Raw genomic sequence first — 24,714 nt, forward strand, 5'->3', positions numbered from 1 at the left:
CACTTGAAAATAGCAGACAGAGTTGCTTATTGGCAGGTGTAGCGATTTTATTAAAAAGATTTTAAACAGGTTCTTAGGAATATAAGTCGTTCTGGAAAATGAATCTCCTACAAGTTCCTCAAATCGTGTGTTCTTCTCTAATTGAATCTAAAATCCAATGTTTGTTAACGCTTTCAAAATCTTTTGATTGTAGATGGGTATATTTAAGTGAATAAGGATTAAAAAAATTGTAAGTATGTCCAGAATTCCCCCTAAAACTATTGCTTTTAATTCGTGAGACAGCTGTCTTCCATCCCTTTATATCGCTTCAATAACCTCGTCAACATTGTAGACATTGCTAAGGCATAGCTAATGCGATGTCTTTTGCTACTAAAGAATTTTTAATGAATTTTCTTTTTGATTACACACCTTTCTGTGAGTGATTTTTTCATCTTGTCCAATTTTAGAAAGTTGATATTTTCTAAGGTACTAATAGGTTATCCCTAGACGTCCCTATTATAGCTTGTATATTTATAAGTTAAATTTTTTTGTATTTTAAGAAAAAATGAACAAACAGAATTTTGAATAGGTAATAAATTCAACATTACATGTAGTATTTGTGTCTAATGTTTGAAACTGTATTAGTTAGAGGGAAATCAGTAGTAATACAGGGGTTCTTACATTTTTACATTGTTTATATTGGTAATCTCTTGTTAAGATACCTATATTTCTCTTTTTTGAAATATCTTATTTTTAGCGTGAAAGCTGTTGTAATAAATAATACATATAGATGATAGGAACTTATGTTAGGACATGTATAGGTGAGATGTTGAATATTAAATAGTTAATTTGTATTTAAATTCATTTTTCGAAATAAATAAACTTTTATGCGAAGTCAAATTCCTATCAAATTAATACAACTAAATGTTATTAAAATAAAAAATAATCAATTATAAAAGTAATTTTGAACGTAAGGAATTTGTAAGGAAGAGGTAAGAAAAAAGAGATTTTCCTTGTGTAAGATGAAAATGTAAAGAAGAGTGAGAGGAGAAAAATACTATATATTTCTATAAAAAACAAATCAATTAATAAGACTTCTTTGGAGGAAAAGAGACATTACAGATTCAATGTCGTCCTTTTGCAGTGGGTTAAGAAGAAAGCTGTGTGATTAGTTCCAAACAGCAAATAACCATTTATACAATATGAATAGGGGAGAGGATTATTTTGATGAAAAAGCATAGTCAAATTACATGTACAGGCTTAGCTCTTTTAATAATTGGAGGTTCCCTGTTTTATACACCTCTAACCTCAAATGTAAAAGCGGAGTCCATTCAAAATGTATCTAGTTCGTTACAAACAAGCACTCAAAGAGACCGTAATTCCGTCAAAGAGGCAATGCGAGATACATTGAAACTAGGATATCCAGGGATACTTGCTAAAACTTCTGAGGGTGGAAAAACATGGAGTTATGCGGCTGGTGTAGCTGATCTGAGTAACAAGAAAGCAATGAAAACAGATTTTCGTTTTCGGATTGGCAGCGTGACAAAGACGTTCACTGCAACAGTTGTACTTCAATTAGCAGGAGAAAACCGCTTGAATTTAGACGATTCTATTGAAAAATGGTTGCCTGGTGTCATTCAAGGAAATGGATATGATGATAAACAGATTACTATCCGGCAATTATTGAATCACACAAGTGGTATCGCTAATTACACAAGGTCAAAGGATTTTAATATGATGGATACAAAAAAATCTTATACTGCTGAAGGATTAGTAAAGATGGGAATATCCATGCCTCCAGATTTTGCTCCAGGAAAGAGCTGGTCGTATTCAAATACAGGATATGTATTACTAGGAATTCTTATTGAAAAAGTAACTGGGAACAGCTATGCGGAAGAGATTGAAAATCGAATTATTGAACCACTTGAATTAGCGAATACATTCTTACCTGGAAATTCAAGCGTCATTCCAGGAACCAAGCATGCCCGTGGATATATCCAATTAGACGGAGCAAGTGAGCCGAAAGATGTTACTTATTATAACCCAAGTATGGGGAGCTCGGCCGGAGATATGATTTCTACAGCTGATGATTTAAACAAATTCTTTTCTTATTTACTTGGGGGCAAATTATTGAAAGAACAGCAACTAAAGCAAATGCTTACAACAGTCCCTACAGGAGTAGATGAGCTTGGTGATTCCGGGCTTGGAATTTTCAAAATGAAGCTTTCAAACGGTGAATCGATATGGGGGCATGGAGGAACCATTCCTGGTTTTTTAACTTTTGCTGGAGGCACACTTGGAGGCAAGCATACATTGGCAGTCAATTTGAACAGCCTTAAAGCTGATACTCCTGATCCTTTTAAAAATATTTTACTTGCTGAATTTAGCAAGTAGTCTAAAAGTAAAAACGGGTAAAATTTATCATAGTTTCATAGTTAAACAAATTAATGATGAAAACGATCAATTATTTAAGGAGGTATCCGTGATGAAAAATAAGCTAACTGGTGTGTTAGCCACTGCATTAGCGGTAAGTATGATTCTACCAACAGGAGCGAAAGCATTTTCTGAAAGTAAGACTACTGTTGTAACTGGTGAAGAAGTAGCTAGTCAGGAACTGAAGAAGATTGCAGCAGAGAAGGCGGAGCTACTTACGAAGTCCCATGGGGCAGCTAGCGTGCAGTATGCACTAATTGATAATGGAAAACTTATTTTGTCGGGTCAGGCTGGCAAGAACGATATGGAAGGGGAAAAGCCGCTAACCCAAGATACTTTATACGGGATTGGTTCAGTTAGTAAAATGTATGCAACAGCGGCTGTAATGAAATTGGTCGATGAAGGAAAAGTCGATTTGGATGCTCCTGTTGTCCGCTATGTTCCTGATTTTAAGATGAAAGACGGTCGATACAAACGTATTACACCGCGTATGTTATTGAATCACTCCTCTGGATTGCAAGGTTCTACGTTAGGTAATGCATTTTTATTTAACGATAATGATACCTATGCCCATGATACTTTGTTACAACAATTGTCAAATCAAAACTTGAAGGCGGATCCTGGTGCTTTCTCGGTATACTGTAACGATGGTTTTACGCTGGCCGAAATTTTGGTGGAAAGAGTTAGTGGTATGAGCTTTACTGAATTTCTACATCAAAACTTTACAGAGCCTTTAAAGATGAATCATACGAAAACGCCGCAGGACAAATGGAGGGATGAAAATCGGGCTGGACTATATTACCCGGCGTACCAAGGACAACTTCCAATTGAATCGGTGAATGTTATTGGTACGGGAGGTATATCTTCCACGGCAGAAGATATGGTGCGATTCTCACAACTATTTATGGGACAGGGAAAAGGAATCCTCTCTGATAAGGTAGTTAAGGCAATGGAGCAAGAGGAATATAAAAAAGGAATGTGGCCGGGGGCTGGCGAGAATATTTTTAACTATGGTCTTGGCTGGGATAGTGTAAAACTATACCCATTTAGTGAATATGGGATCAAAGCTTTGGCTAAGGGCGGCGATACGGCATTGCAACATGCTATATTAGTCGTGCTTCCGGAACAGAAAATAGCAGCGGCTGTATTGACATCTGGTGGACGGAGCTCTACAAATCAGCTAATGGCAACTGAATTGCTGCTCGCTACGCTTAAAGAAAAAGGTACTATTAAGGAAATCAAGCCGAACAAATCCTTTGGTAAGCCGGTCAAAGTCAAAATGCCTCAAGGCGTAGCAAAGAAAGCTGGATTTTATGGTAATAGCGAAACTCATTTCAAGATTGAAATTACGAAGAACGGTGAACTATTCTTACCATCTAATCCAGAAGAAAAATATGTATATACTGCTGATGGAAGCTTTATTAATGAGGGGGGTACTTCCAAGCTCAACTTCGTAACCGAGAAAAATGGAAGAACTTATTTGAAGGAGAGCGCATATAAATCTCATCCAGGTTTAGGGCAAAGTGTGATGACCCACTATTTAGCTGAGAAACTAGAAGATAACGTGCTTTCGAAGAAAACCGCTGTTGCATGGGCAAAGAGGGAAGGTGTCAAGTTTTATCGTGTAAACGAGAAATTTAGTTCTATTCAATATCTTGTTCAGTCGAAACATCTTAGTACTCAAATTACTCGCAAGGAAGGCCCAGCAGGCTATTGGGATGGCAGAAAAATTACAGGTCCGAACACCGCGGTCCATCAGATCCAAGTACCCGTGATGAATGGTCGTGATACGACGGAAACGCATTTCTATACAGAAGGCGGCAATGAATATATGGAGATGGCTGGATTGTTATACGTAAGTGAATCTAATGTAAAACCAATTGATGTAGGCCAATCATCCAAAGTTACGTTGGATGCAAATGGGCATGCGAAATGGTTTACAATTCCACAAGCGGCAACAGACAAAAGGATGACCGTGACGCTGCCATCAAATGGTTCATTTGCGGTGTATGATGAGAAGGGAGTTTGCGTCAACTTCACCATTGTGAGTGGCAATAACAAGGTGGAACTTCCGAAGAACGGAACAATCGTATTCGCTGGGGCACCGAAATCGGAATTTGCAATCTCGGTGAACTAGCTATAATTTAAGATGATCTTAAACAAAACCAGTACGGTACAGAAAAGATGTATTACTGGTTTTGTTTGTATTTATGCATTCTTAATGAAAAAACTTGAATAATATCACTCTCAAGCACTATAAAAACATCAAAACTAGAAAATTAGTATCTCTAGAAGATGTACAGTTTTTTGGGAGTTGAATAATTTTAACAGCGTAGAGAGATTAAATTTCTACTCTTTTTCTTCTTAATTGGGGTACGACCTCAATTAAGAAGGTTTCTTCAATTAATAGAAATGTATGTACATACACATTGTATTTTTATTCCATAACTTTTAAAATTTTGTTCACGATAGTTTGATATTGTAAAAAAAGAAAATATGTGGCACGACATCACTTTGTTTTTTATACAGCTTTGTAATTAAACTATAGTATTGTATTTTTTTTCATTATTGAAATTAGTAATAATAAAATGTATTATTGAAAAGCACAATTTATAATTCAAGTAATCAAGCATATGTACCCATAATAATTTGAACATTCAGAAATTATAATATTGTCTAAAAACGAGGTGAGATTCATAGAAACAGTACATATTAAGTGGTATGGCATGTATAGTATAAATGACTTTTATAATAGGGAAGAAGCTTCTAAGAAGGGGATATTTGCAATCTCTAGAGTATATGCTAAGAATGTAACATTGCTCTATATAGGACAAACCAAAAGAAGCTTTATACAAAAGATAAGAGAACTTAATAAAGAGTGGACTTTTGATGAGAGCGAATTAAAGATTACATTAGGAATAATAGAATTTCCTAGTGGTGAAATTTACTCTGAAAAGAAGGTAAAAGAGATAAAATCTCTTTTGATTTTACGACATACCCCATTAGAAAACGAAACATCTTTATTATACTATAGAGGGAAATTTAATTTAAAAATTATAAATAAGGGAAGAAGAGGCTTAATTGTTAAAAAGCTTTCTACAGGAGATCTAATGTGGACGTAATTGGAATCACCTTTGAATAAAATTGAAGGTTTCTTAAGTGCAGAAGCTTATCAATTTTTAATGTATTAAACTATTTTGAATAACATATGTCAGATACTTGAAAAAACACAAATTATATTATGATATGAAATCCTGTATGGAAAGTGTAGTTTATTTCTATTGTTTAATAAAAATATTAAGAATTTTAGGGATAATACATAAAGAGTAGAGGAGAAAGTAAAAACGGAGGTTTGAAGAATGGGACAAGTAAGCAGATTTCAAGAAAAACAACAGAATCGTCGTCAAAAGGCAATTTTTAATATTGCATTTACTTTGGTATTAGTGACAGTTGGTATAGTGACATACCAGTTGTTTACCCCTTCTAATACATCAAAGAAAGCAATTGCTCAAGAAAAGAAAGTAACAAAGATAGAAGAGAAGAAAACTAAAGATAAAGAAACAGCAAAGATAGAAGAGAAGAAAACTGAAAATAAAGAAACAGCAAAGATAAAAGAGAAGAAAACTGAAGATAAAGAAACAGCAAAGATAGAAGAGAAGAAAACTGAAAATAAAGAAATAGCAAAGATAGAAGAGAAGAAAACTGAAGATAAAGAAGCAGCACAGTTAGAAGGGAAACAAAAAGTAGAAAAATCGGTAAAAACGAACGGAACTGAAAATAAAGAGGAAGAAAAAACGGTATTTCAAGAAAAGGATCCTCAAACTAATCCTTCATGGAAGCCAATTGGTACAGAGCAAGGAGCAAAACCTGATATGAAATTTAAAGAAGGAACAGTAGATTGGAGTGAGATGAAAAAAGCAATCTCTTATGCTGTTGATGTTCCAGAGAGCCAATTGATTTTCGATTTTATTGGAAATAATGGTAATAATAAAGCCTACGGTAATGTACGAGATAAACAAAGTAATAAAAAATATAAGGTTAATATTGATTGGGTAGAGAATCAGGGGTGGAAACCAGTATCTGTACAAGTGGTAAAATAAAGAATAGAAATGTAATTATGTGTTTAAAAGTTTATACTTGTAAAAACTCATAAAAGAGTTTGTTTCAATCAGGACTCTTTTTGTTATGTTGACAGCATTAATTACTCAGGCTCAATTGTGAGATCCTGATGCAGACAAAGTTTGAAGTTTATTAAAATCTACCTGATTTAGTGCTTCGAAAGGTTCAAAATTGCATTTTTAAAGCACTAAATAATTTATGGTACCTTTTGAAATATTTTTGGTCTCATTTCATTAGAAACAATTTCGTCTATATAACTAAAAAATGTATTATAATATCTATTGAACAGATGAATAGGATAACAATTACCTGCTGTTAGCAAGTTGCAGTTTATCTAATAAAAAGATCACTTGTTTCTAAGACAAGTGATCTTTTTATATACATTTCCTTTACTATTTTTAAAATTGAATAGATATTTCAATCTGTGTAATTACAATAGACTTGATTAAAATTAAAACTGCAACAAGGATAATACCGTCCATATTTGTAGTAAGAAATATATATAATATCTTAATGCAAGGTTGGCCTATGTTCTATGAAGATACTAAAGAATTATAGGAAACATTGATAAACGGGAATTATTTTTATTACAATATTTATGCATCTTTAGGCCTAAATAGCTGGGTATTAGCTAAGAAACTTGAGATATTAGACTCCTATTAAGTTAAAAATGGCCTTAAGGTATTTCCAATAAAGAAAATTATGTAAATAAGCTGTCCATATGGGCAGCTTATTGTATTTTTTTGCTTAGCTTGTTTTTTCCGAAGTGCTGGCGGTTCCTCTACAAGTATTCTTGCATTTAAATTATTTTTAATATATTATACTTATATGGTTATATAGAAATGGATGTATACAAAAAAGACTCAAATCTATTAATAAGATTTAAGTCCTTTTCAAAGATAAAAAGATTGTACCGAAATGGAATACAACTTATACTTTTCTTTTTAATATGTATCTAGTAAAAAGACATCTTTCATCAATAAAATTGTATTTTCAATATAAATGGAAGTTCATTTATATTCAATGATAGGAAATAGTGGGTCTAGAACATAGAGGAACAAAGAACCATACAGAGAAATTTGAAGAACCTGAAAGCTATTGTATGTAGTTTGTTCATCTCAAGTACAATACTAGTGGAGTCTTACCTCTGTAGGCAAGACTCCACTAGTATTGTTGTATAATATTTACATATCAACTAAAAAACAAAAACCATATAACACCAAGTAGCAGAATCCTAATATTCCTCCTACAGCTAATACTTGTTTAAACCAACTTTTAAATTTTATATTACTGTAAATACCTTGAACTTTTTCCATATTTCCTCCTATTAAGGAGAACCCTTAAAGACTCTCACTTCGTTATGGTACCATTAAAGAATGGAAAATAGAGGTCAAATATTGTCAAAACGTATAAATATGCAATATTGCATACAGAAATGTATTGTTACAAATGTAAGCGTTTACTATAATAAGGGTATAAAGTTTAATCACATCCCAGTACTAACAAAAGAGGAGGAAATAATATGGAAATCGCAATGGCAGTTTTAAAATTTATAGGTGGAGCAATCCCATTAGTTCAAGAGCTTCTAAAAGCATTTATGTAAATTCACTATTTAGCAATTATTTATAAAAATTATCATTCGTATGAGTAAAGCCCCTTTAACAATATTAGGGGGCTTTTTAAATTTCTAAATATTTAAGGTTACGTCACTTTTAGCTAGCAGAATTAATAGAGCTATTGAATTTTATAAGAAACAAGAAGCAGTTTCCTCACCACCTAAGATTATTTTCTCTGGTGGACAAGGATCAGATGAAAATATTTCTGAAGCGAAAGCTATGCAGGAGTATGCTGTGAATAATGGGATTCCTCTAGAGAATACAATAAAAGAGGACCGTTCTACTACAACATACCAAAATATGCTTTTTTCAAAGAGAATTATGGAATCATTAAAAGGAACACAGTATAACTGCATTTTTTCTACAAACAACTTCCATGTGTTTCGCGCCGGATTATACGCTAAAATAGTAGGATTAAATAGCCAAGGAATTGGCTCAAAAACAGCCTTCTATTATTGGCCAAATGCGATGATTCGAGAGTATATCGCAATCTTCGGTATGAATCGTGTACGTCACAGTATTGTAATAGCAATTATTATGGGATTCTCTATCATAGCAACCGGAGTAAATTATTTATTTTTTTAAGGGTGTTGTATAACTTATATTTTGGGAGTTATCTTAGGCAAGGAGTCACCTTAGGGTGACTCCTCTTTTTTGTGTTTATATGGGTTGGTTTATTTAAATGTTAGACTACAATGCAAGTGATTGTTATGATGTTGATTAAAAAGGCAGCTGTTGTAGTCGTCTTTTTATTATCTTACAAAAGTGTAATCTTCATGTCATGTTCTTGAATTTCTTCTCAAATAAAAAGGGGTTATGATAACAGCATAATAAAAAACGCATGAGGTGAATGACGTGAAAAGATATATTACACTTTTTAGTATTCTAGTTGTATTTGCTACAACGTTAGTTGGTTGCGATGTGAATCGTATGGGAAAAGATGAATACTATGTTCAAATTACAACTGATGCGAAAATAAAGTCAGGGGTATCTAAAGAAGGAAATAAATACACAGAGTATAATTATGAATTACAAGGATTTGACGAAAATGGTAATGAAAAAACAGTGAAATTTAATGGATTTAAAGAGCTTCGTAAAGAAGCATTCTTACGCGTGTTCCACTCCGATAAAAAAGGTGTAACTGCTTGGGAAGAGGTGAAGAAAGACGAGCTTCCTGGGAAGGTGAAAGAAAAATTAGACATGAAATAAATGATTTATAATGGCGAACCCACATATTCGAAGGGTTCGCTGTTTTTTTGTGGGGTAAATTTTGCCCAAATCCCCGAAAAGGGAGAATAAGCTAAATTAAGTAGGTATACCACCATATTGCCATAAAGACGTTATTCTTACGGTAGAATTATAGGAAAGGATGATGTTTTTTTATGTCTAATTCTGTATCTGACGACTTACAATTATTTGCACAGGAGATTAAGAGTCTTTTATCACCAAATACCTTACAGAATCTAGCTAGAGATGTTGGATTTGGGGTACCGCCACATCGCCATCAACCTAAGATTTTGAATTATCCCCAAAACGAAAATTTCATTCTTTCATAGTTGTCCATAGAAGTTCAGTTCGTTTTTTTCGTTTATGGGAAGAATGTATTTTTTAACTTGATAGCACTGTGACGATTCCCCTAAGAGACCTAAAAAAACTATGTAAAGAAGGTTTTCCAAAAGATTAAGCATAGCGCTACTCTTTTTGGAAAACCCTAATCGATAAATTCGTGTTATTATTCTTGATATTGCTGTTGAACCGCCTCTGGTAGTTCCTCAAAGATTATTCTTTTAAAAATGTTAATAATACTTCATTAAATTCTTTTGCAGGAGTTGCGTTTAATCCATGAGGATAACCTGTATTAGAGCAAGTTTACTATCAGGAATGGAATCATATGTGCGTTTCCACTTAACTTAAAAGGTACAGTTGCATCAGAGTCACCGTGAATTATAAGATTTAATATAAATATAAAATTTACCAATATATATATATAAACCAGTATTATAGTTTGATACTAATTTATTTGATTCTTTTATTTATGTGCTTGTTAATTTAGCATAGATGATAAAAAATAAGGTTAATTGTCCTATTATCACAATATTCGGCACTACTATAATTAAATTAATAACAAAAAAGACTGCTAAAATTCCTAAAAACAAGCACAAATGATAAATGTTCAAGCGGTGTTGTTCAAACCTGTATTGATGAAAAACAATTGTAGTTGACAGGAAATAGAGCAATACAGAACCAAAAACAAAATATAAGATAAAAGAATAATAGACCTCATGTAAAAATAATAATCTAATGGATGCTGCAACCATACTCAAAGACATTAAAATAAATAGATGACCGTAAATAATAATTTGACCAGAAGTTTGTCTAGACTTGTCGAGTTTCTTCTCCATGTTATCGAAATATTGCCACCACATCGAAATAATGAGGATAAATGAAATGATCGCAAAGCTTATTGAATCCCAATTTCCTTGTTTAGGTTGAATGACCACAAGAGTGCTTACAAGAGCTTCCCCAAAGAGAATAATGGAAAATAGACCAAATCACTCTAACAAGTGGGCTGTATTTGTAGGAACCTTTTCTAAACACTTCCTTCCAAGCAGTGGGACAATAATATCGATAAGAATCCCAAAATATAACACAGCATATCGAATCCAAGAATCAAAAAAGACGGATAGTAATGAAATAACGATTCCAATCCAAAAATATCTTCCTAAAAAGAGTGCTGCTTTTTTTCGAGCCCCCTCTTCTATACGCTGGACAACAAGATATTGAATTGCAGTCACGACCCTTAAGCCAATATAGCCAATTAAAAAAGAAAGATAATAAGGATCAAAATCAGCTGATAAGCTTGATGTCATTATTAGGACAAAAAACATTTGCAGGATCAAAAAAATTCTTTGATGAAATAAATCTTTTCCAAACCGGTTAACAAAGATGGTTTGCCCTACCCAAGCCCACCAAATCGGAATAAAAATTAAGACAAATTTTACTAAATACTCTGCATGGATTTGACCATCTTCAACATGAAGTAAAACATGAGTCGCAGCCGTCACTGCCGCCACAAATAACAAATCATAAAAGAGTTCTAACCACGTCACTTTCTTTTCTTCCATTTCTGCACTCCCTCCTTATAGTTAATAGTATGCTAAAAATATATAGTAATTGGAAGAGAAAATAATATAGACATAAACCATTTCTCCTCATTATTGTATTCAACATAATCCCCTGGAACGTCAGTGTTACATTTTATATAGTTGGCTACCCTTAAAATTTCAATATTAAAATACAATACTTTTAGGCCGTTTAGTTTTTCTCCTATGTTATCCGCTACGATTCTATCTCCACCATATAGGGGGCACCCTATATTCCCATCAACTTAAGAAATTTTAATACCTTTAAGTACAAAAAAACGTTATCATTTCTAAACAGGATAGATTAGAAATGATAACGTATGGATGATACTAGCTTATATTAGTCTTTCTGGTGCTTTGATGGTATATCATACTAATTAATAAAATGAAAGAATGTAGCAATAATAATTCTAGAATTTTTTATCATAAAGATGTAGCAACTATAGAACGCTTAGTAACAGCTATGAACAAGAAGAACGTAAAGCTAGAACAGGCTATAAATCGAGCAATGTCAAGTGTTGAAGAAAATGAGATAACAACTTTTGCTACAGATAGTGTAGCGGATACAGAACACGAACTTCATCACATGAGGGTCATCCGAAATCGGTACTTGAGTTAATCGTCAGCTGAGGTCTTTGGAATTGAACTGACGGGTAACTTTAACAAAATAAGGAGTACAATTAAACAGCCTAAAATATGCAAGTTTTTATGCGAAACTGCTTGAGTATTTTGGCTATTTTTGCATTCGTAAAAGTGCTATAAGTAAACAGCATTTTTAAATTACCAAATACCCCCATGAGATTAATGGGACTTATATTCCACCTCTTTAACAGGATTATATTAAGAAGTGGAAATAGTATAAGTACCCAAAAAACTATATTCATCAGTTTCTACTCCTTATGTGGATCATAAAGTTATTATCCCGTTTATTGTGGGCTGACTAAAGTTTCACTCTATCTCTCCGTCTCAAAAAACTCAATCCACTCCCCATCAGGACCAGCGAAGAATATGTAACGTGTTCCATCTGGTAATGTTTCGATTTCTTCTCCTAGTAAAAAGGTTACTGCGTGTTTCTTTAGTCTCTCGATTTCATCTTCTAATGAATCTACCTTAAAGCAAATGTGATGTACTTTTCCTTCGATTCTTCCACACCTAAAAAAGCGAGTTTTAAATCTGGATTCGGGTGCCCCATACGTTTAAGGAGCTGTAAGCCGACTACTTCTTCATAAAATGAGATAGATGCTTCTAAGTTTGCAACCATAAGTCCTACGTGTTCAATTCTTCTAACTGGCATGTAGATTCCTTCTTTCTGAAAATTATATACAATATATTATTGAAAATTAAGAAAATAAGCAAGATAAAAACCTTACAAATTTTAGCGTGTTGTATGGTATAGTGAGAAAGTATGTTTGGGGAGAAGGAAGGAGATTATACGATGAATACAACTACTCAAACTCCTTCATTATCAGAAACGATGAAAGAGTGGCATTATGCATTAGCATATGAAATTAAACATTGGAAAACGATAGGTGGTAGTAAAATTTCTATCATGAACGGTCGTTTTTTATATACAGATTATGAGAATACAGTGTATGTATTTCAGCTTATTTCGGAAGTAAGCTTACCTGAAGGTTCACCAATTCGAATTGAGTTCGATGGTGAGGAAGCGACAGGAGAAGTATTATCTGTACATGGATTAGAAATAGAACTGAAATTAAATGATTATATACAAGGTGAAATAAGAGAAGCGGTTTTATACAGTGAACCGTGGCAACTTTTAGAGCAACTGCAAGAGCGATTGAAAGAAGCACGTAAAGATAAGCTGAAACGTAATCGTATAAAGCGTCTTGTTGATGGGACGAGCAGTCCGAAACATATTGAGAAGATGAAAAATCCAAAAAATGAACTGGCATATCGTTCGTTTTATAATCCGACAACGTACGTATGGGGACCGCCGGGAACAGGGAAGTCTTACAATTTATCACGTATTATTTCGGCTCATTATCAAAAAGGAAAATCGGTACTTGTGTTAGCTCATAGTAACGCGGCAGTAGACGTATTAATGAGTGAAGTAACGAAGCAAATTGAAAAGAAAAAGAAAAAGAAATGGACGCCTGGCGAAATTGTTCGTTACGGTTATAGTCAACATGAACATATACGAAATCATGAAACGTTACTTGCATCTAAGTTAGTTGAAACGACGAACGGATCTTGGGGTGAGGAAAGACTCTATTTAGAAGAGACACGACAAGATCTTCGTGAAAAAATCTTATCGTATAAAGCAACATCTGCTGATAAGAAGCGTATACAAGAGATTGAAAGTGATCTTCGAAAGCAAAAGGCTAAAATTAAAGAAGTAGAAAAAGAGTATATTGAAAATGCGAAAGTAATTGGTGCAACTTTATCGAAATGTGCCATTGATTCACTTATTTATGAGCGTACATTCGATTTAGTTGTCGTAGATGAAGTGAGTATGGCGTTCGTTCCGCAAATCGCATTAGCTGCTTCACTTGGAAAACGTATCGTCGTTTGCGGTGATTTTTTACAATTACCTCCAATTGCGATGGCAAACCATGAAATCGTTCGCAAATGGCTTGGGGAAGATATGTTTTACCACGCTGGGATTGTTGATTCTGTAAATAAATCAGAAGCACATCCGAACCTATTTATGTTGCAGGAACAAAGACGTATGCATGCGGATATATCGAAGTTTACGAATTCATTTATTTATAAAAACAGAGTATATGATCATCCGTCTGTTTCAGAACGTAAAGAACTTGCGCAATTGCAGCCGTTCGCAAATGAAGCGAGTGTTTTATTTGATACGAGCCAAATGGGAGCTTTTTCGTTAAAAGATGCTGCTTCTGGTTCACGTTTTAACATTATGTCTGGTTTAGTAGCGATGCAAATGATGTTAATCGGATTGTTAGACGGTGTTCAGTCGATTGGTGTTGTGACACCTTACAGGGCGCAGTCACGCTTTTTATCGACGTGTATTAGAGAAATGTTGCAGAGAACGAAATATCAAAACATACCAGTTTTAGCGGCGACAGTTCATAAGTTTCAAGGTTCTGAAAGAGATATGATGATCTTTGATACAGTTGACAGTTATCCGCAAGAACGACCTGGCGTGTTATTCTTTGACCATAAAAATCATCGCCTCGTCAATGTAGCAGTGACAAGGGCGAGAGGGAAGTTCATTCAATTATCAGATTGCCATTATATGCGTAAAAATCTTTCTAGAAAACAAGCGTTATCGCAATTAACAGCTCATATAGAACGTCATGGAGATGTGTATGACCGCACGACATCAAGACAATTGTGGGAACGGAAAATTTCGAAACGTTTACGCTGGTTTATGGAAATGAATCTTGAAGAGCCGAAAGGGCTATTAAAAGATATTTTAGCCGCAAAACGAAAAATTATTATTTCACTGCCAAGTACGAAACAAGTAGATAAACGAGTATGGCAAGCGTTAATGCGTACAAATGCACAAATAACAGTTTATAGTGATGGACCAGTTCCGCTGAAAAATGTAAAGTTACAAAGACAAAATAAAGCATTCCCATTCTTAGTAATTGATGATGAAATCTTCTGGGCAGGCGCACCGCTCACATCTCAAATGATATTTGAAGGTAGTACGGAATTTCCGTACGTATGTGCAAGGCTGCAAGCACCAGAAACAATTGGTGTATTAAAAGGATTTTTAGATATTCGGTAAATTCGGATAGGAATTCCTTGACTTTTACTTGGAATGAACTTAGAATAAAAAATAATTTAATATAATTTTATGAAAATTCTTATCACGAGAGGTGGAGGGACTGGCCCTATGATACCTCGGCAGCGGATTCGTTATGAATACTGTGCCAATTCCAGCAAGGTAACTTGAAAGATAAGAAAGAAGCTCATTTTGACTGTATATACAGAAGCCTCTTTCTATCTTTTAGAAAGAGGCTTTTTTACGTGAAAATAAAAGGAGGAAGAACAATGGGAGCGACAGGAGTAACGTCACAAAGAAAAACAATTGAAGAGAGTATCGAAAGAAATAAGGAAAAGTACATAGAAACAAGTCATGATATTCATGCGAATCCAGAGATTGGTAACCAAGAGTTTTACGCATCTAGAACGTTAAGTTTATTGCTAGGCAGTGCAGGATTTCAGTTGCAGCACAATATAGCTGGACATGAAACGGGATTTATTGCGCGAAAAAGTTCTGGAAAACAAGGACCGGCAATTGCATTTTTAGCGGAGTATGACGCTTTACCAGGACTCGGTCATGCGTGTGGTCACAATTTAATCGGCACAATTAGCATTGCAGCAGCAATCGCATTATCAGAAACGCTTGAAGAAATTGGCGGGGAAGTTGTTGTGTTTGGTACACCAGCAGAAGAAGGCGGGCCAAATGGTAGCGCGAAATCAAGTTATGTAAAGGCAGGTTTATTTAAAGACATTGATGCGGCGCTTATGATTCATCCGAGCGGAAAGACAGCGACAACGAGTCCTTCACTAGCAGTCGATCCACTTGATTTTCATTTTTACGGAAAAACAGCTCACGCTGCAGCTTCGCCAGAAGAAGGGATTAACGCATTAGATGCGGTTATTCAGCTCTATAACGGTATTAACGCACTTCGCCAACAACTTCCGTCAGATGTAAGAATTCATGGTGTTATTACAGAGGGCGGAAAAGCACCTAACATTATTCCGGACTACGCTGCAGCAAGATTCTTCATCCGCGCAGCAACGAGAAAAAGATGTGCGGAAGTAACAGAAAAAGTAAGAAATATCGCACAGGGAGCAGCGTTAGCAACAGGCACAAAAGTGAAAATCCATCAATTCCAAAATGAAATCGATGAACTACTCGTAACAAAAACATATAACGACGTCGTAGCAGAAGAACTAGAATTATTAGGCGAAGACGTAAACCGTAAAGAAAGAGTGGGTATTGGTTCAACCGACGCAGGAAACGTAAGTCAAGTTGTACCGACAATTCATCCGTACATTAAAATCGGACCAGATGATTTAATTGCACATACGAATGAATTTAGAGAAGCAGCACGTTCAGAACTTGGAGATAAAGCATTAATTACATCGGCAAAAGCATTAGCAAATACGGCGTATCGATTAATTACGGAAGAAGGGTTGTTAGAGAAGGTCAAGGAGGAGTTTAGAGAGGCGCAGAGGAATCAAGGGTAAGGGGATTAAGGTGCTTTTTTCGAATAGCATTCTAATTAATAAGTAGAGATATAAAAAAGAACATTGAAAATCAATGTTCTTTTTTTTGTTACTAATCATTGATTTTGTTGGTTTTTCTCAAGAAAGAGAAAATTTTACTGTTAGTGAGGATAATACGTATCCCTTTATTAGAATGACAATTTCTCCTCGAACTCACTCTTTAAAACAATTAAAGGAGATGATAATCCGAATTGCATTAACGAGTCTAAAAACGCAGCGAGGGAATCCATCGAATCGCTCATGACCTTCATCATATAATTAAATTCCCCACTAATTCGATATAAATCTGTTACTTCAGGAGCGGCATTACAAAATTGAATAAAATCAGAGCATTGGCTCGTTTTAAACATGATGAATGCTTGAATGTTTTTATTAATTTTGGAAGGCTCAAATTTCGTTCGATAAGCCGCTATAACTCCTTGATCTTCAAGCTTGTTAATACGTTCTTTTACAGCAGGTTGCGTCATGGATATAATTCGTCCTATTTCTGAAACAGAAATTCTCGCATTTTCATACAACAAGTTCATAATCTTATGATCGATTTCATCCAGTTTTACTGTGTTTTGCATTGTGTAGCCTCCTTGTTTTTGTTTTCTAAAGTAAATTACGAATTATAACTATAATATCATAAGTGAACGAACTGAATTACTTATAAATCTATATTTAAAATTATCGGTGTTTGCATGAAAATATAAGTGTTGGATTTTTTAAACGGAAATTTAGGAAGGATGGAAAAAATGAAGAATCTTGATGGGAAAGTAGCGTTAGTAACAGGGGCGAGTCGCGGTATTGGTCGGGCGATTGCGATGAGATTGGCAAACGACGGTGCATTAGTTGTGATTCACTACGGACGAAATAAGGCAGCTGCAGATGAAACAATTTGTGAGATTCAATCTAATGGAGGAAAAGCATTCTTAATTGAAGCAGAACTCAATTCAATTGATGGTGTCAAGAAGCTAGTAGAACAATTGAAGAATGAATTACAAGTAAGGGTTGGTACATCAGAGATTGATATTTTAGTAAACAATGCAGGGATAGGTACACAAGGAACGATTGAAAATACGACAGAAGAAGTTTTTGATGAAATTATGTCTGTAAATATTAAGGCACCGTTCTTCTTAATTCAGCAAACATTGCCGTTACTACGAGCAGAGGGGCGTATTATTAACATTTCATCAGCTGAAGTACGACTTGGTTTTACAGGCTCAATTGCATACGGCTTAAGTAAAGGTGCATTAAATACGATGACACTTCCTCTAGCTAAACATCTCGGAGAAAGAGGTATAACAGTGAATACAATTATGCCTGGATATACGAAGACAGATATTAATGCAAAATTGCTAGATGATCCGGAAATACGAAGTTTTGCTACGAATTCATCTGTGTTCAGGCGAATAGGGCAAGTTGAAGATATTGCAGATGCAGTAGCATTCCTTGCTTCTTCTGATAGCCGCTGGGTAACAGGGCAGATTATAGATGTCTCTGGAGGGTTTTGTTTATAGGGACACTACTCCATAACCAGCAAGCTAATCAAGTAAATTACTAGTTATGAAACGATCCTTGTTTTATAACTAGTAATCTATAGAAAGGTAGGGATGATAAAGAAGTCTATTAAAACGTGATTTTTTCGCTAGGAAATTTGAATAAAGGGGCTATTTTTCATTATTCGTAATCTAAAATAATCAAATTTTATTTTACAGTAACAATAAAATAAATTATTGACCGTGTGGTACAAAAAGGGGTATTCTATTCATGTTATCTTTAAAATGGGAGGGGGATACGATTGAATAAACGTGGCAGACCTCGAGAGTTTGATTATTCCTCAATTGTAGATGTTGCAATGAAAACATTTTGGTTAAGAGGATATGAAGGATGTTCTACACAAGATTTATGCAGTGATACAGGACTTGGAAAAGGAAGTTTATACAATACTTTCGGTAGTAAACATGAACTGTATGAACAAGTATTAGAACGCTACCATGAAATTGGGATTAGGGAACAAAAGAAATTGTTACATACTCCAATTCCAGTTAAAGAACGATTAAGTAATTTTTTTGAATGGGCATTGAAAGAAGACTTTGAGAATATGGATCAAAAAGGATGTTTATTGATTAATGCCAGTATAGAACGTGCTAAAAACGATTTAATGGTACAAGAAATTTTCTCGAAGCATGTTGAACTTCTTAAACAAGCTATTGAAACAGTGATGGAGGAAGGATTGCAAACAGGTGAAATTTCAAAGAAGCAATCAGCTGAGGAATTAGCTAGTCTGCTTTTAAGCAGTTATTACGGATTCCGTGTTCTTAATGTATCGATGCAAAATCGGATGTTGTCTGAACAAGTTATCAAAGGAACAATAGAGTCTATTTGTGGCGCTTAGTGCGCTCTTTTTTTGTAATATTTTTGTACCGATCATTACAATAATGGATAAGGAGTGTTTTTATGCCATCGATTATTTATTTATTAGCTTTAGCAATCTTTTGTATGACTACATCAGAATTTATGGTTGCAGGTATGATGAATGAACTTGCTCTTTCATTCCAGGTTTCTGTATCATCTATTGGGTATTTAATTTCAGCTTATGCAGGAGCAATGGTAATAGGAGGCCCCATTTTAACTGCAATCCTCTTACGAATGCGCAGCAAACAAGCATTATTGTTTTTAATGTTCATATTTTTAATTGGTCAATCGCTCGGAGCTATTGCTTGGAACTATGATATTATGATGATTTCACGTATTATAACTGGTATTGCTTCAGCTTCAGCTTTTGGAGTCGCGATTTCCTTTTCTGCGACATTGGTTCACTCTGATTCAAGGGGAAAAGCTGCATCAATTGTACTTGCAGGCTTAATGTTCGCAACTGTATTAGGTTTACCTATAACAACCGTTATTTCGCAATATTTTGGCTGGCGTATTAGTTTTGGGGCTGTTTCTGTTCTTGTGCTAGTATCAGGGATTATGATTCAACGGTTGTTACCATCATCTTCAAATAAAGAGCAATTAAATTGGAAAGACGAACTTCTGCGATTTAAGAATATTCATCTTTGGGCAGCGTACGTAACAAGTATGTTCATTATTGGTGGTACGTTTGCGGCATTTAGTTATTTCACTCCTATCTTTACAAATGTTACAGAGTTTTCAAGCACAAGCATTCCATATTTACTTGCTCTCTATGGTAGTGCGACGGTAATTGGGAATATAATAATTGGCAAGTTCGCTGATAAATTTACAATGAAAATACTTATGGGTGGATTAATTATATTAATCATAGCGTTGTCTTTATTTGCTTTAAGTGCAGAGAATAAATACATTGCAGTTATTTCTACGATTTTTATTGGTTTAACTGGTGTAGCATTGAATCCAGCTATGGTTGCGAGGGTGATGAAAACAGCTAGTAATGGAATAATGATAAATACCGTTCATAGTTCTTTTATTACGCTAGGTATTGTTATTGGTTCGTCACTAGGTGGTCTTGGGATCAGTAAAGGATATGGTTTTGTATCTCCGCTATGGATTGGAGCTTGTTTAGCTATCCTTGGGGTAATTTCGTTATTTCCATATTTACATAAAGGAAAGGCAGATTAAGATGTTTAAAATTTCTTTATATGGGGTACCGCCACATCGCTATCAAGCTAAGCTTATGCAAAGTCCATTTTAGGTGAAATTGTTTCTTTTTCTAAAGGGCAAGTGTAGGTGATTGAAAGATTTGCATACGAAATAACCCCTAACGGGTTTCACTTTTTTGAATTAAGCGGCTTGATTATCAGACATGGTACAATTGTAAACGACACCTAATATATCAAAGACCGTTTTTTTCTCATATCGATGAGATTTCCGCCCGTTTTGCTGTAGGAGGTTGAACGGGCGAATGAGAATCTTTGATAATTCTTGGGTGTCTTTCTGTATGGCTTGATAAATAAGAAAAAAATAATCTCTAATCATATATATGGCCTTATATTCACTCAGCTCTCGTTTCTTTTTCATAAGAAGTAATTGACGCATTTGAAACATAGTAGAAGAACAGAGGAGAATAGCGATCAGTTGCCCATACAAATGGCGTTCTAATCTTTCTCGTTTTATCTTTTTACAATGGTGAATATAAAAGAATGATTTCCATGTTTTAAATAAAATCTCGATTTGCCAACGTAAAGAGTACAAATCATGTACTTGTCCCATCGGGACAATATCTGTAGAGGCGTTTGTCATATATACATTGATACCACTAAGTCGTTTGCTACGAGGAGAATACTTCATTCCTTTCTTTTTTTCTCGTATAGCTTGATCACGTAATCGTTTTTGTTGTTGTTCTTTTGTTAGCCGATGAACAATCACACGAGTTGGGACTTTATCAGTCATTCCTACATAAGCGTCGGATATTTCATATGTTTGTCCTGGTTGAAGAGAGCTCATTAAAACCTCCATATCTATCTGGATATACTCTGTACCTTTCTTGATTCTGCTATCTTGAAAATAATCAGGGTTAGGATTTTTTTGATAAATACGTGTATTCGATTTAATACGTGAGATATAATAAGCTTTTTTATCTTGTATATGTTAAAGATGTTTCAAATAAAAGAATGGGGCATTTAATGTAGAAGCATTTGATAAAAAAATCGCATAAATGAATTCAAAAAATAGAAATACATTTAATAAAACACACATGGACTTTTCTTTAATATCATAGCTTCAGTTTAATGATAGATAATTACCATGTAATTAGCCGTGCTAAAAAATACATATGATATTTCTATCTCCAGAGTTATATAATAGTGAGCTGTTGTACGTTAATACCACGAAATTTCTTCAATTTCTTTTTTATACTCTTTTTCATCATCTTTGTTTAACTTTTTATTATTAATGTAAACATAGTGCCATTCATAATTTTGTTTTTCTAAATATACATAGAAAACTATTTGTACATGTTCTTTTTCACTATTATCATAACCTGTAAATTCAACTACATAATGTTTTCCTTCTTTTTTTATATACTTCCATTTGGAGCTAGTGGTAAAGGATTCTAATGTCTCTCCTTCTTCACTCCAACGTACAACATTTTTCACATTTGTTTGGGTTGGTAAATATGCTAATTTTATGTCCATAATGTAAAGAAATGATAATAAAAATAGATTGAGGCATAGCATAATTTCAATGTGAGTGCCACCTTTTGCTCGTAAATACAGGTCTTGTTGAGTTTGAGGTAAACTCTTCACTTTTCCCAGAATTTGTATAGCGTGCTTAAAATACCAACGATTACCGTTCCACCCTACAACAAAACAAAATTCTAAATATAAGACTATGTCTACCCACAATGGGATATCTATTAGATGGAAAATAATAAACCATGGAATTTGTAGTAGTCCTAAGAGAAAGAAAAGTTTATACATTTTTCGATATGCTATCCAAAATAACGTGAAGAAGAAGGCTATCCAATTCCAAGTATTTTCTTTTGCTGGATCTTTAACTTCTCCCCATTTAAAGTCATAATAAGATTTCTTATTTTGAACGATTTTAAGTAGTGCTGGAAATGATGTAGCTTCTCCATCTAAATTAGTTATTTTCATCAAAAATTCCTCTCAGTACTGTTTGTATATAATTAGAAAGTGAAGGTAAACCGACAGTTTCGTTTTTCATACTTCTTCAATATGTTATGTATTTTTATAAATTTAATTTTGGTATTTATCATTTTTCTCTAAAGTGTTTTAATGAAAATAATTCTTCATTCATCAGACCAAAGTTCACTCATCAAATATATGAAATTGCAAATTATGGAGTTATCTCATGAAGTGAGACAACATTTACAGATTATTTCTGAAATGAGTGAAATGATAAATAGGAACATAGATCTCATTTCACTCCAACGTAGACACTACGATATATTAATTAGAAAGAGGAGTGAAATAAGTGTCATAACGCAAAGATTACAAATCGATATTAATGATATGGATGAACATTTTAATTCTTATATAAAAGAGTACAAATGAGTGATTTTCAAATAGTAGGTTCTCCATCTGCCATTTTCTATGATGAAGAGTATATTCCGAACCACAATGATATTGAATTAAGAATTCCAATTATATATGATAACACTGGAAATGTATCGTGGGATTGGGAGATAAAAAGCTAGATCAGCATCAAATTGTTACTACCTTACATCATGGGAGTTATGACGATATAGGTTACGATTATATGGCACTAGAAGAATGGAGCAAGAATAATAGATATTCTGATAGTTGCTCCACCATATGAAGTCTATTTAAAGGGTCCCGAATGTGATTGTCCAGTGGAGGATTATGCGACGCAAATTTGATATTCGGTTATTAAAAAATAACAACAATAATGATTTGACCTTGACAATATGTTAACGTTTATTCTATTTTCAAAAGTAATTTATCTTAATAAAATAGGTAGAATCTAATTATTTAGTTCACATTTTAATCCAAGGGGTACAAATTTGATGCGACGTGAAAAGGATTTGTTGAAACAATGGAAGGCGGATTTGCAAGCTATTCAAGAAGAGAAGAGACTGAAGAAGAAGGCTAAGAAAAAGAATAAGAAATATAGCATTCCGGGTAATACAGTTGACTTCATGGATGGCAAGAATACTTATCGTAAAGAGAATGGGGTATGGAAACAAAGGAATAAATAAAGTGAGGATAAATGATTTTGATTAAGTGTATGGAAATTAATGTAGGCGCCGACATAATCTGGCTAGCGTCTTATTTGTTGTTAAGGAAAGATACTGAAGCAAAAACAGAGTTTGTTAACAAATACACTAAAATTGCGAAAACTAAATTTGAAAACAAATACTATAGTAAATATGAATGGACCATACAGCGGGATAGTAAATGAAGAGATTCAATTTCATAGTGATGGTACAAAAAGTGAAAATGAAAAAGTTATTTCTTATCTATGGAACTTTGGAGATGATACAACAAGTACAGGAGCAAATCCTACCTATGTATATGGAGAAAAAGGAACATACACTGTGGAACTAACAGTAAAAGATAGTAGGGGAAAAGAAAGCAAAGAACAAACAAAGTTACTGTAAAACAAGATCCGCAAACAGGTGAATCCCATGAAGAGGAGAAGGTACTCCCGTTTAATACGCTTGTAAAAGGAAATCTGATTACTCCTGATCAAACAGATGTTTATACGTTTAATGTTACAGATCCAAAAGAAGTAGATATTTCTGTGGTAAATGAACAAAATATTGGGATGACATGGGTACTTTATCATGAATCAGACATGCAAAATTATGTAGCTTGTGGTGAAAATGAAGGAAATGTTATAAAGGGGAAATTCACAGCGAAACCAGGTAAATATTATTTAAATGTATATAAATTCGATGATAAAAACGGTGAATATTCATTATTAGTAAAATGAATTTATTTCTAACATGTATAGAATGATTGTTTTAAGGAGGAGTCTGTTAAGATAGGCTCCTTCTACTTTTTATTTATATATTAGAACCATTAAGAATAGAAAAAATCGTGTTTGAAAAAAGTTTAATTATTTCCTATCTGCATTACTATAATATCAGACTCTTTTCTTTAATAAGTCTAAAAGTTAATGTACAAAATTCAAGTGCTTATAAGGAATACTTAGCTAACTGTTCACCCCAAGATGATAATTCAGTTTCAATAAATCCTGCTTTTTTATATACAAATTTAGCTGTAAGGTTTTCAGGAGCATATCCAATCATTATTTTAGAAATGTTTGGGTTATTATTGCTTCTTATCTTATTAATTACCAGAGGTATAGCTTGTTTACCTATGCCTTGCCCTTGAAATTTTTTATCAATCATAAGTCTATAAATCCAATAATTATTATCATCAGGATCTATCCCAAACATAGTAAATCCTATCATTTTTTCATCAAGATAAATACCGTTTGCATAGAAATTATCTAGAAATTGAACTTCTGCGATAGAATAAAGGTTGGATGCAATAAATGTTTGTTGTTCTTCTGTAACAGAAAGTGTAATTGCTTCTTCCCAATTACTTTTGTCAATAGCCTTTAAATAAATCTTATTCAATCTGAAACTCTCCTTCCAATATTGAAGAGGAAGCACATAGTTTATGGGCTAGTGATACGTTATCCTCTTGTTTTTTTGCCCAATCAAATAGAAATATTTTCTCATCGACAACGCCTCCTTAAAGTTACAATTCAAAAAACATTATTATAATCAATAT

General features: G+C 33.9%; 15 protein-coding genes, 9 pseudogenes and 1 riboswitch. Of the genes and pseudogenes, 16 read left to right on the forward strand and 8 right to left on the reverse strand.

The genetic code is table 11. The annotated features are described in order from the left end of the window. Window positions 1-1,206 precede the first annotated feature (1,206 nt). From ACQRBL_RS14350 to ACQRBL_RS14365, 4 genes are all read left to right on the forward strand, one after another. Window positions 1,207-2,373, forward strand: coding sequence for a serine hydrolase domain-containing protein (locus tag ACQRBL_RS14350; RefSeq protein ID WP_023522436.1), 1,167 nt, complete (start codon window positions 1,207-1,209; stop codon window positions 2,371-2,373). 91 nt (window positions 2,374-2,464) lie between these two features. Then, entirely contained in the window at window positions 2,465-4,549 is a 2,085-nt protein-coding gene (locus ACQRBL_RS14355) for a serine hydrolase domain-containing protein (RefSeq protein WP_411995979.1), read from the forward strand. 550 nt (window positions 4,550-5,099) lie between these two features. Then, complete coding sequence (locus ACQRBL_RS14360) at window positions 5,100-5,534, forward strand: hypothetical protein (RefSeq protein ID WP_002094078.1); 435 nt, start codon at window positions 5,100-5,102, stop codon at window positions 5,532-5,534. A gap of 237 nt (window positions 5,535-5,771) precedes the next feature. Then, window positions 5,772-6,512 (forward strand): DUF1510 family protein, encoded by a 741-nt coding sequence (locus ACQRBL_RS14365; protein ID WP_427734780.1) that lies wholly within the window; start codon window positions 5,772-5,774, stop codon window positions 6,510-6,512. 1,203 nt (window positions 6,513-7,715) lie between these two features. Here ACQRBL_RS14365 and ACQRBL_RS14370 read toward each other — a convergent pair. Next, window positions 7,716-7,847: a hypothetical protein gene (locus ACQRBL_RS14370; RefSeq protein WP_000416933.1), complete on the reverse strand. Its 132-nt coding sequence runs from the start codon at window positions 7,845-7,847 to the stop codon at window positions 7,716-7,718. Between the two features lie 99 nt (window positions 7,848-7,946). Here ACQRBL_RS14370 and ACQRBL_RS14375 point away from each other — a divergent pair. From ACQRBL_RS14375 to ACQRBL_RS14385, 3 genes and pseudogenes are all read left to right on the forward strand, one after another. Beyond that, a pseudogene (locus ACQRBL_RS14375) lies at window positions 7,947-8,134 on the forward strand (hypothetical protein). A gap of 94 nt (window positions 8,135-8,228) precedes the next feature. Next, a pseudogene (locus ACQRBL_RS14380) lies at window positions 8,229-8,732 on the forward strand (YdcF family protein); the annotation flags it as partial. Between the two features lie 270 nt (window positions 8,733-9,002). Further along, the gene (locus ACQRBL_RS14385) at window positions 9,003-9,356 is read left to right on the forward strand and encodes a YxeA family protein (protein WP_411995977.1); all 354 of its coding nucleotides are present in this window, start codon (window positions 9,003-9,005) and stop codon (window positions 9,354-9,356) included. Window positions 9,357-9,926: 570 nt separating this feature from the next. Here the strand turns inward: ACQRBL_RS14385 and ACQRBL_RS14390 are convergent. Both ACQRBL_RS14390 and ACQRBL_RS14395 read right to left on the reverse strand, forming a co-directional pair. Next, window positions 9,927-10,107: pseudogene (locus ACQRBL_RS14390) on the reverse strand (alpha/beta fold hydrolase); the annotation flags it as partial. Between the two features lie 73 nt (window positions 10,108-10,180). Next, window positions 10,181-11,272: pseudogene (locus ACQRBL_RS14395) on the reverse strand (low temperature requirement protein A). Window positions 11,273-11,681: 409 nt separating this feature from the next. Here ACQRBL_RS14395 and ACQRBL_RS14400 point away from each other — a divergent pair. Continuing rightward, a pseudogene (locus ACQRBL_RS14400) lies at window positions 11,682-11,864 on the forward strand (hypothetical protein); the annotation flags it as partial. A 379-nt stretch (window positions 11,865-12,243) separates the two neighbouring features. Here ACQRBL_RS14400 and ACQRBL_RS14405 read toward each other — a convergent pair. Continuing rightward, a pseudogene (locus tag ACQRBL_RS14405) lies at window positions 12,244-12,584 on the reverse strand (VOC family protein). Between the two features lie 111 nt (window positions 12,585-12,695). Here ACQRBL_RS14405 and ACQRBL_RS14410 point away from each other — a divergent pair. Together ACQRBL_RS14410 and ACQRBL_RS14415 are read left to right on the forward strand one after the other, a co-directional pair. Further along, entirely contained in the window at window positions 12,696-15,011 is a 2,316-nt protein-coding gene (locus tag ACQRBL_RS14410; protein WP_411995976.1) for an AAA domain-containing protein, read from the forward strand. Between the two features lie 76 nt (window positions 15,012-15,087). Next, window positions 15,088-15,189, forward strand: a riboswitch (SAM riboswitch). Window positions 15,190-15,277: 88 nt separating this feature from the next. Continuing rightward, window positions 15,278-16,483: a M20 family metallopeptidase gene (locus ACQRBL_RS14415; protein ID WP_023522428.1), complete on the forward strand. Its 1,206-nt coding sequence runs from the start codon at window positions 15,278-15,280 to the stop codon at window positions 16,481-16,483. Window positions 16,484-16,650: 167 nt separating this feature from the next. On the opposite strand, the gene ACQRBL_RS14420 is transcribed toward ACQRBL_RS14415, so the two are convergent. Next, a complete protein-coding gene (locus ACQRBL_RS14420) occupies window positions 16,651-17,091 on the reverse strand; it encodes an Lrp/AsnC family transcriptional regulator (protein WP_002120574.1) in 441 nt (146 codons plus the stop codon). 168 nt (window positions 17,092-17,259) lie between these two features. On the opposite strand from ACQRBL_RS14420, the gene ACQRBL_RS14425 reads away from it, so the two are divergent. The 3 genes from ACQRBL_RS14425 (at window position 17,260) to ACQRBL_RS14435 (ending at window position 20,107) form a co-directional block, all read left to right on the forward strand. Further along, complete coding sequence (locus ACQRBL_RS14425) at window positions 17,260-18,024, forward strand: SDR family oxidoreductase (RefSeq protein WP_023522426.1); 765 nt, start codon at window positions 17,260-17,262, stop codon at window positions 18,022-18,024. A 281-nt stretch (window positions 18,025-18,305) separates the two neighbouring features. Then, window positions 18,306-18,902: a TetR/AcrR family transcriptional regulator gene (locus ACQRBL_RS14430; RefSeq protein ID WP_001042187.1), complete on the forward strand. Its 597-nt coding sequence runs from the start codon at window positions 18,306-18,308 to the stop codon at window positions 18,900-18,902. Between the two features lie 62 nt (window positions 18,903-18,964). Continuing rightward, window positions 18,965-20,107, forward strand: a complete 1,143-nt coding sequence (locus ACQRBL_RS14435) for an MFS transporter (protein ID WP_097920264.1) — start codon at window positions 18,965-18,967, stop codon at window positions 20,105-20,107. A 162-nt stretch (window positions 20,108-20,269) separates the two neighbouring features. Here the strand turns inward: ACQRBL_RS14435 and ACQRBL_RS14440 are convergent. Both ACQRBL_RS14440 and ACQRBL_RS14445 read right to left on the reverse strand, forming a co-directional pair. After that, window positions 20,270-21,076: pseudogene (locus ACQRBL_RS14440) on the reverse strand (IS4 family transposase); the annotation flags it as partial. 230 nt (window positions 21,077-21,306) lie between these two features. Beyond that, the gene (locus ACQRBL_RS14445) at window positions 21,307-22,083 is read right to left on the reverse strand and encodes a DUF2628 domain-containing protein (protein ID WP_023522424.1); all 777 of its coding nucleotides are present in this window, start codon (window positions 22,081-22,083) and stop codon (window positions 21,307-21,309) included. Window positions 22,084-22,224: 141 nt separating this feature from the next. Between ACQRBL_RS14445 and ACQRBL_RS14450 the strand changes: the two are divergent. From ACQRBL_RS14450 to ACQRBL_RS14460, 3 genes and pseudogenes are all read left to right on the forward strand, one after another. After that, window positions 22,225-22,829, forward strand: a pseudogene (locus ACQRBL_RS14450) (MerR family transcriptional regulator); the annotation flags it as partial. A 147-nt stretch (window positions 22,830-22,976) separates the two neighbouring features. Then, window positions 22,977-23,168, forward strand: coding sequence for a hypothetical protein (locus ACQRBL_RS14455; RefSeq protein WP_001250594.1), 192 nt, complete (start codon window positions 22,977-22,979; stop codon window positions 23,166-23,168). A gap of 150 nt (window positions 23,169-23,318) precedes the next feature. Next, window positions 23,319-23,905, forward strand: a pseudogene (locus tag ACQRBL_RS14460) (PKD domain-containing protein); the annotation flags it as partial. 205 nt (window positions 23,906-24,110) lie between these two features. Here the strand turns inward: ACQRBL_RS14460 and ACQRBL_RS14465 are convergent. Beyond that, a complete protein-coding gene (locus ACQRBL_RS14465; protein ID WP_023522419.1) occupies window positions 24,111-24,557 on the reverse strand; it encodes a GNAT family N-acetyltransferase in 447 nt (148 codons plus the stop codon). Window positions 24,558-24,714 lie beyond the last annotated feature (157 nt).

The sequence above is a fragment of the Bacillus sp. AF62 genome (assembly GCF_050312695.1).
GTDB classification, from domain to species: domain Bacteria; phylum Bacillota; class Bacilli; order Bacillales; family Bacillaceae_G; genus Bacillus_A; species Bacillus_A cereus.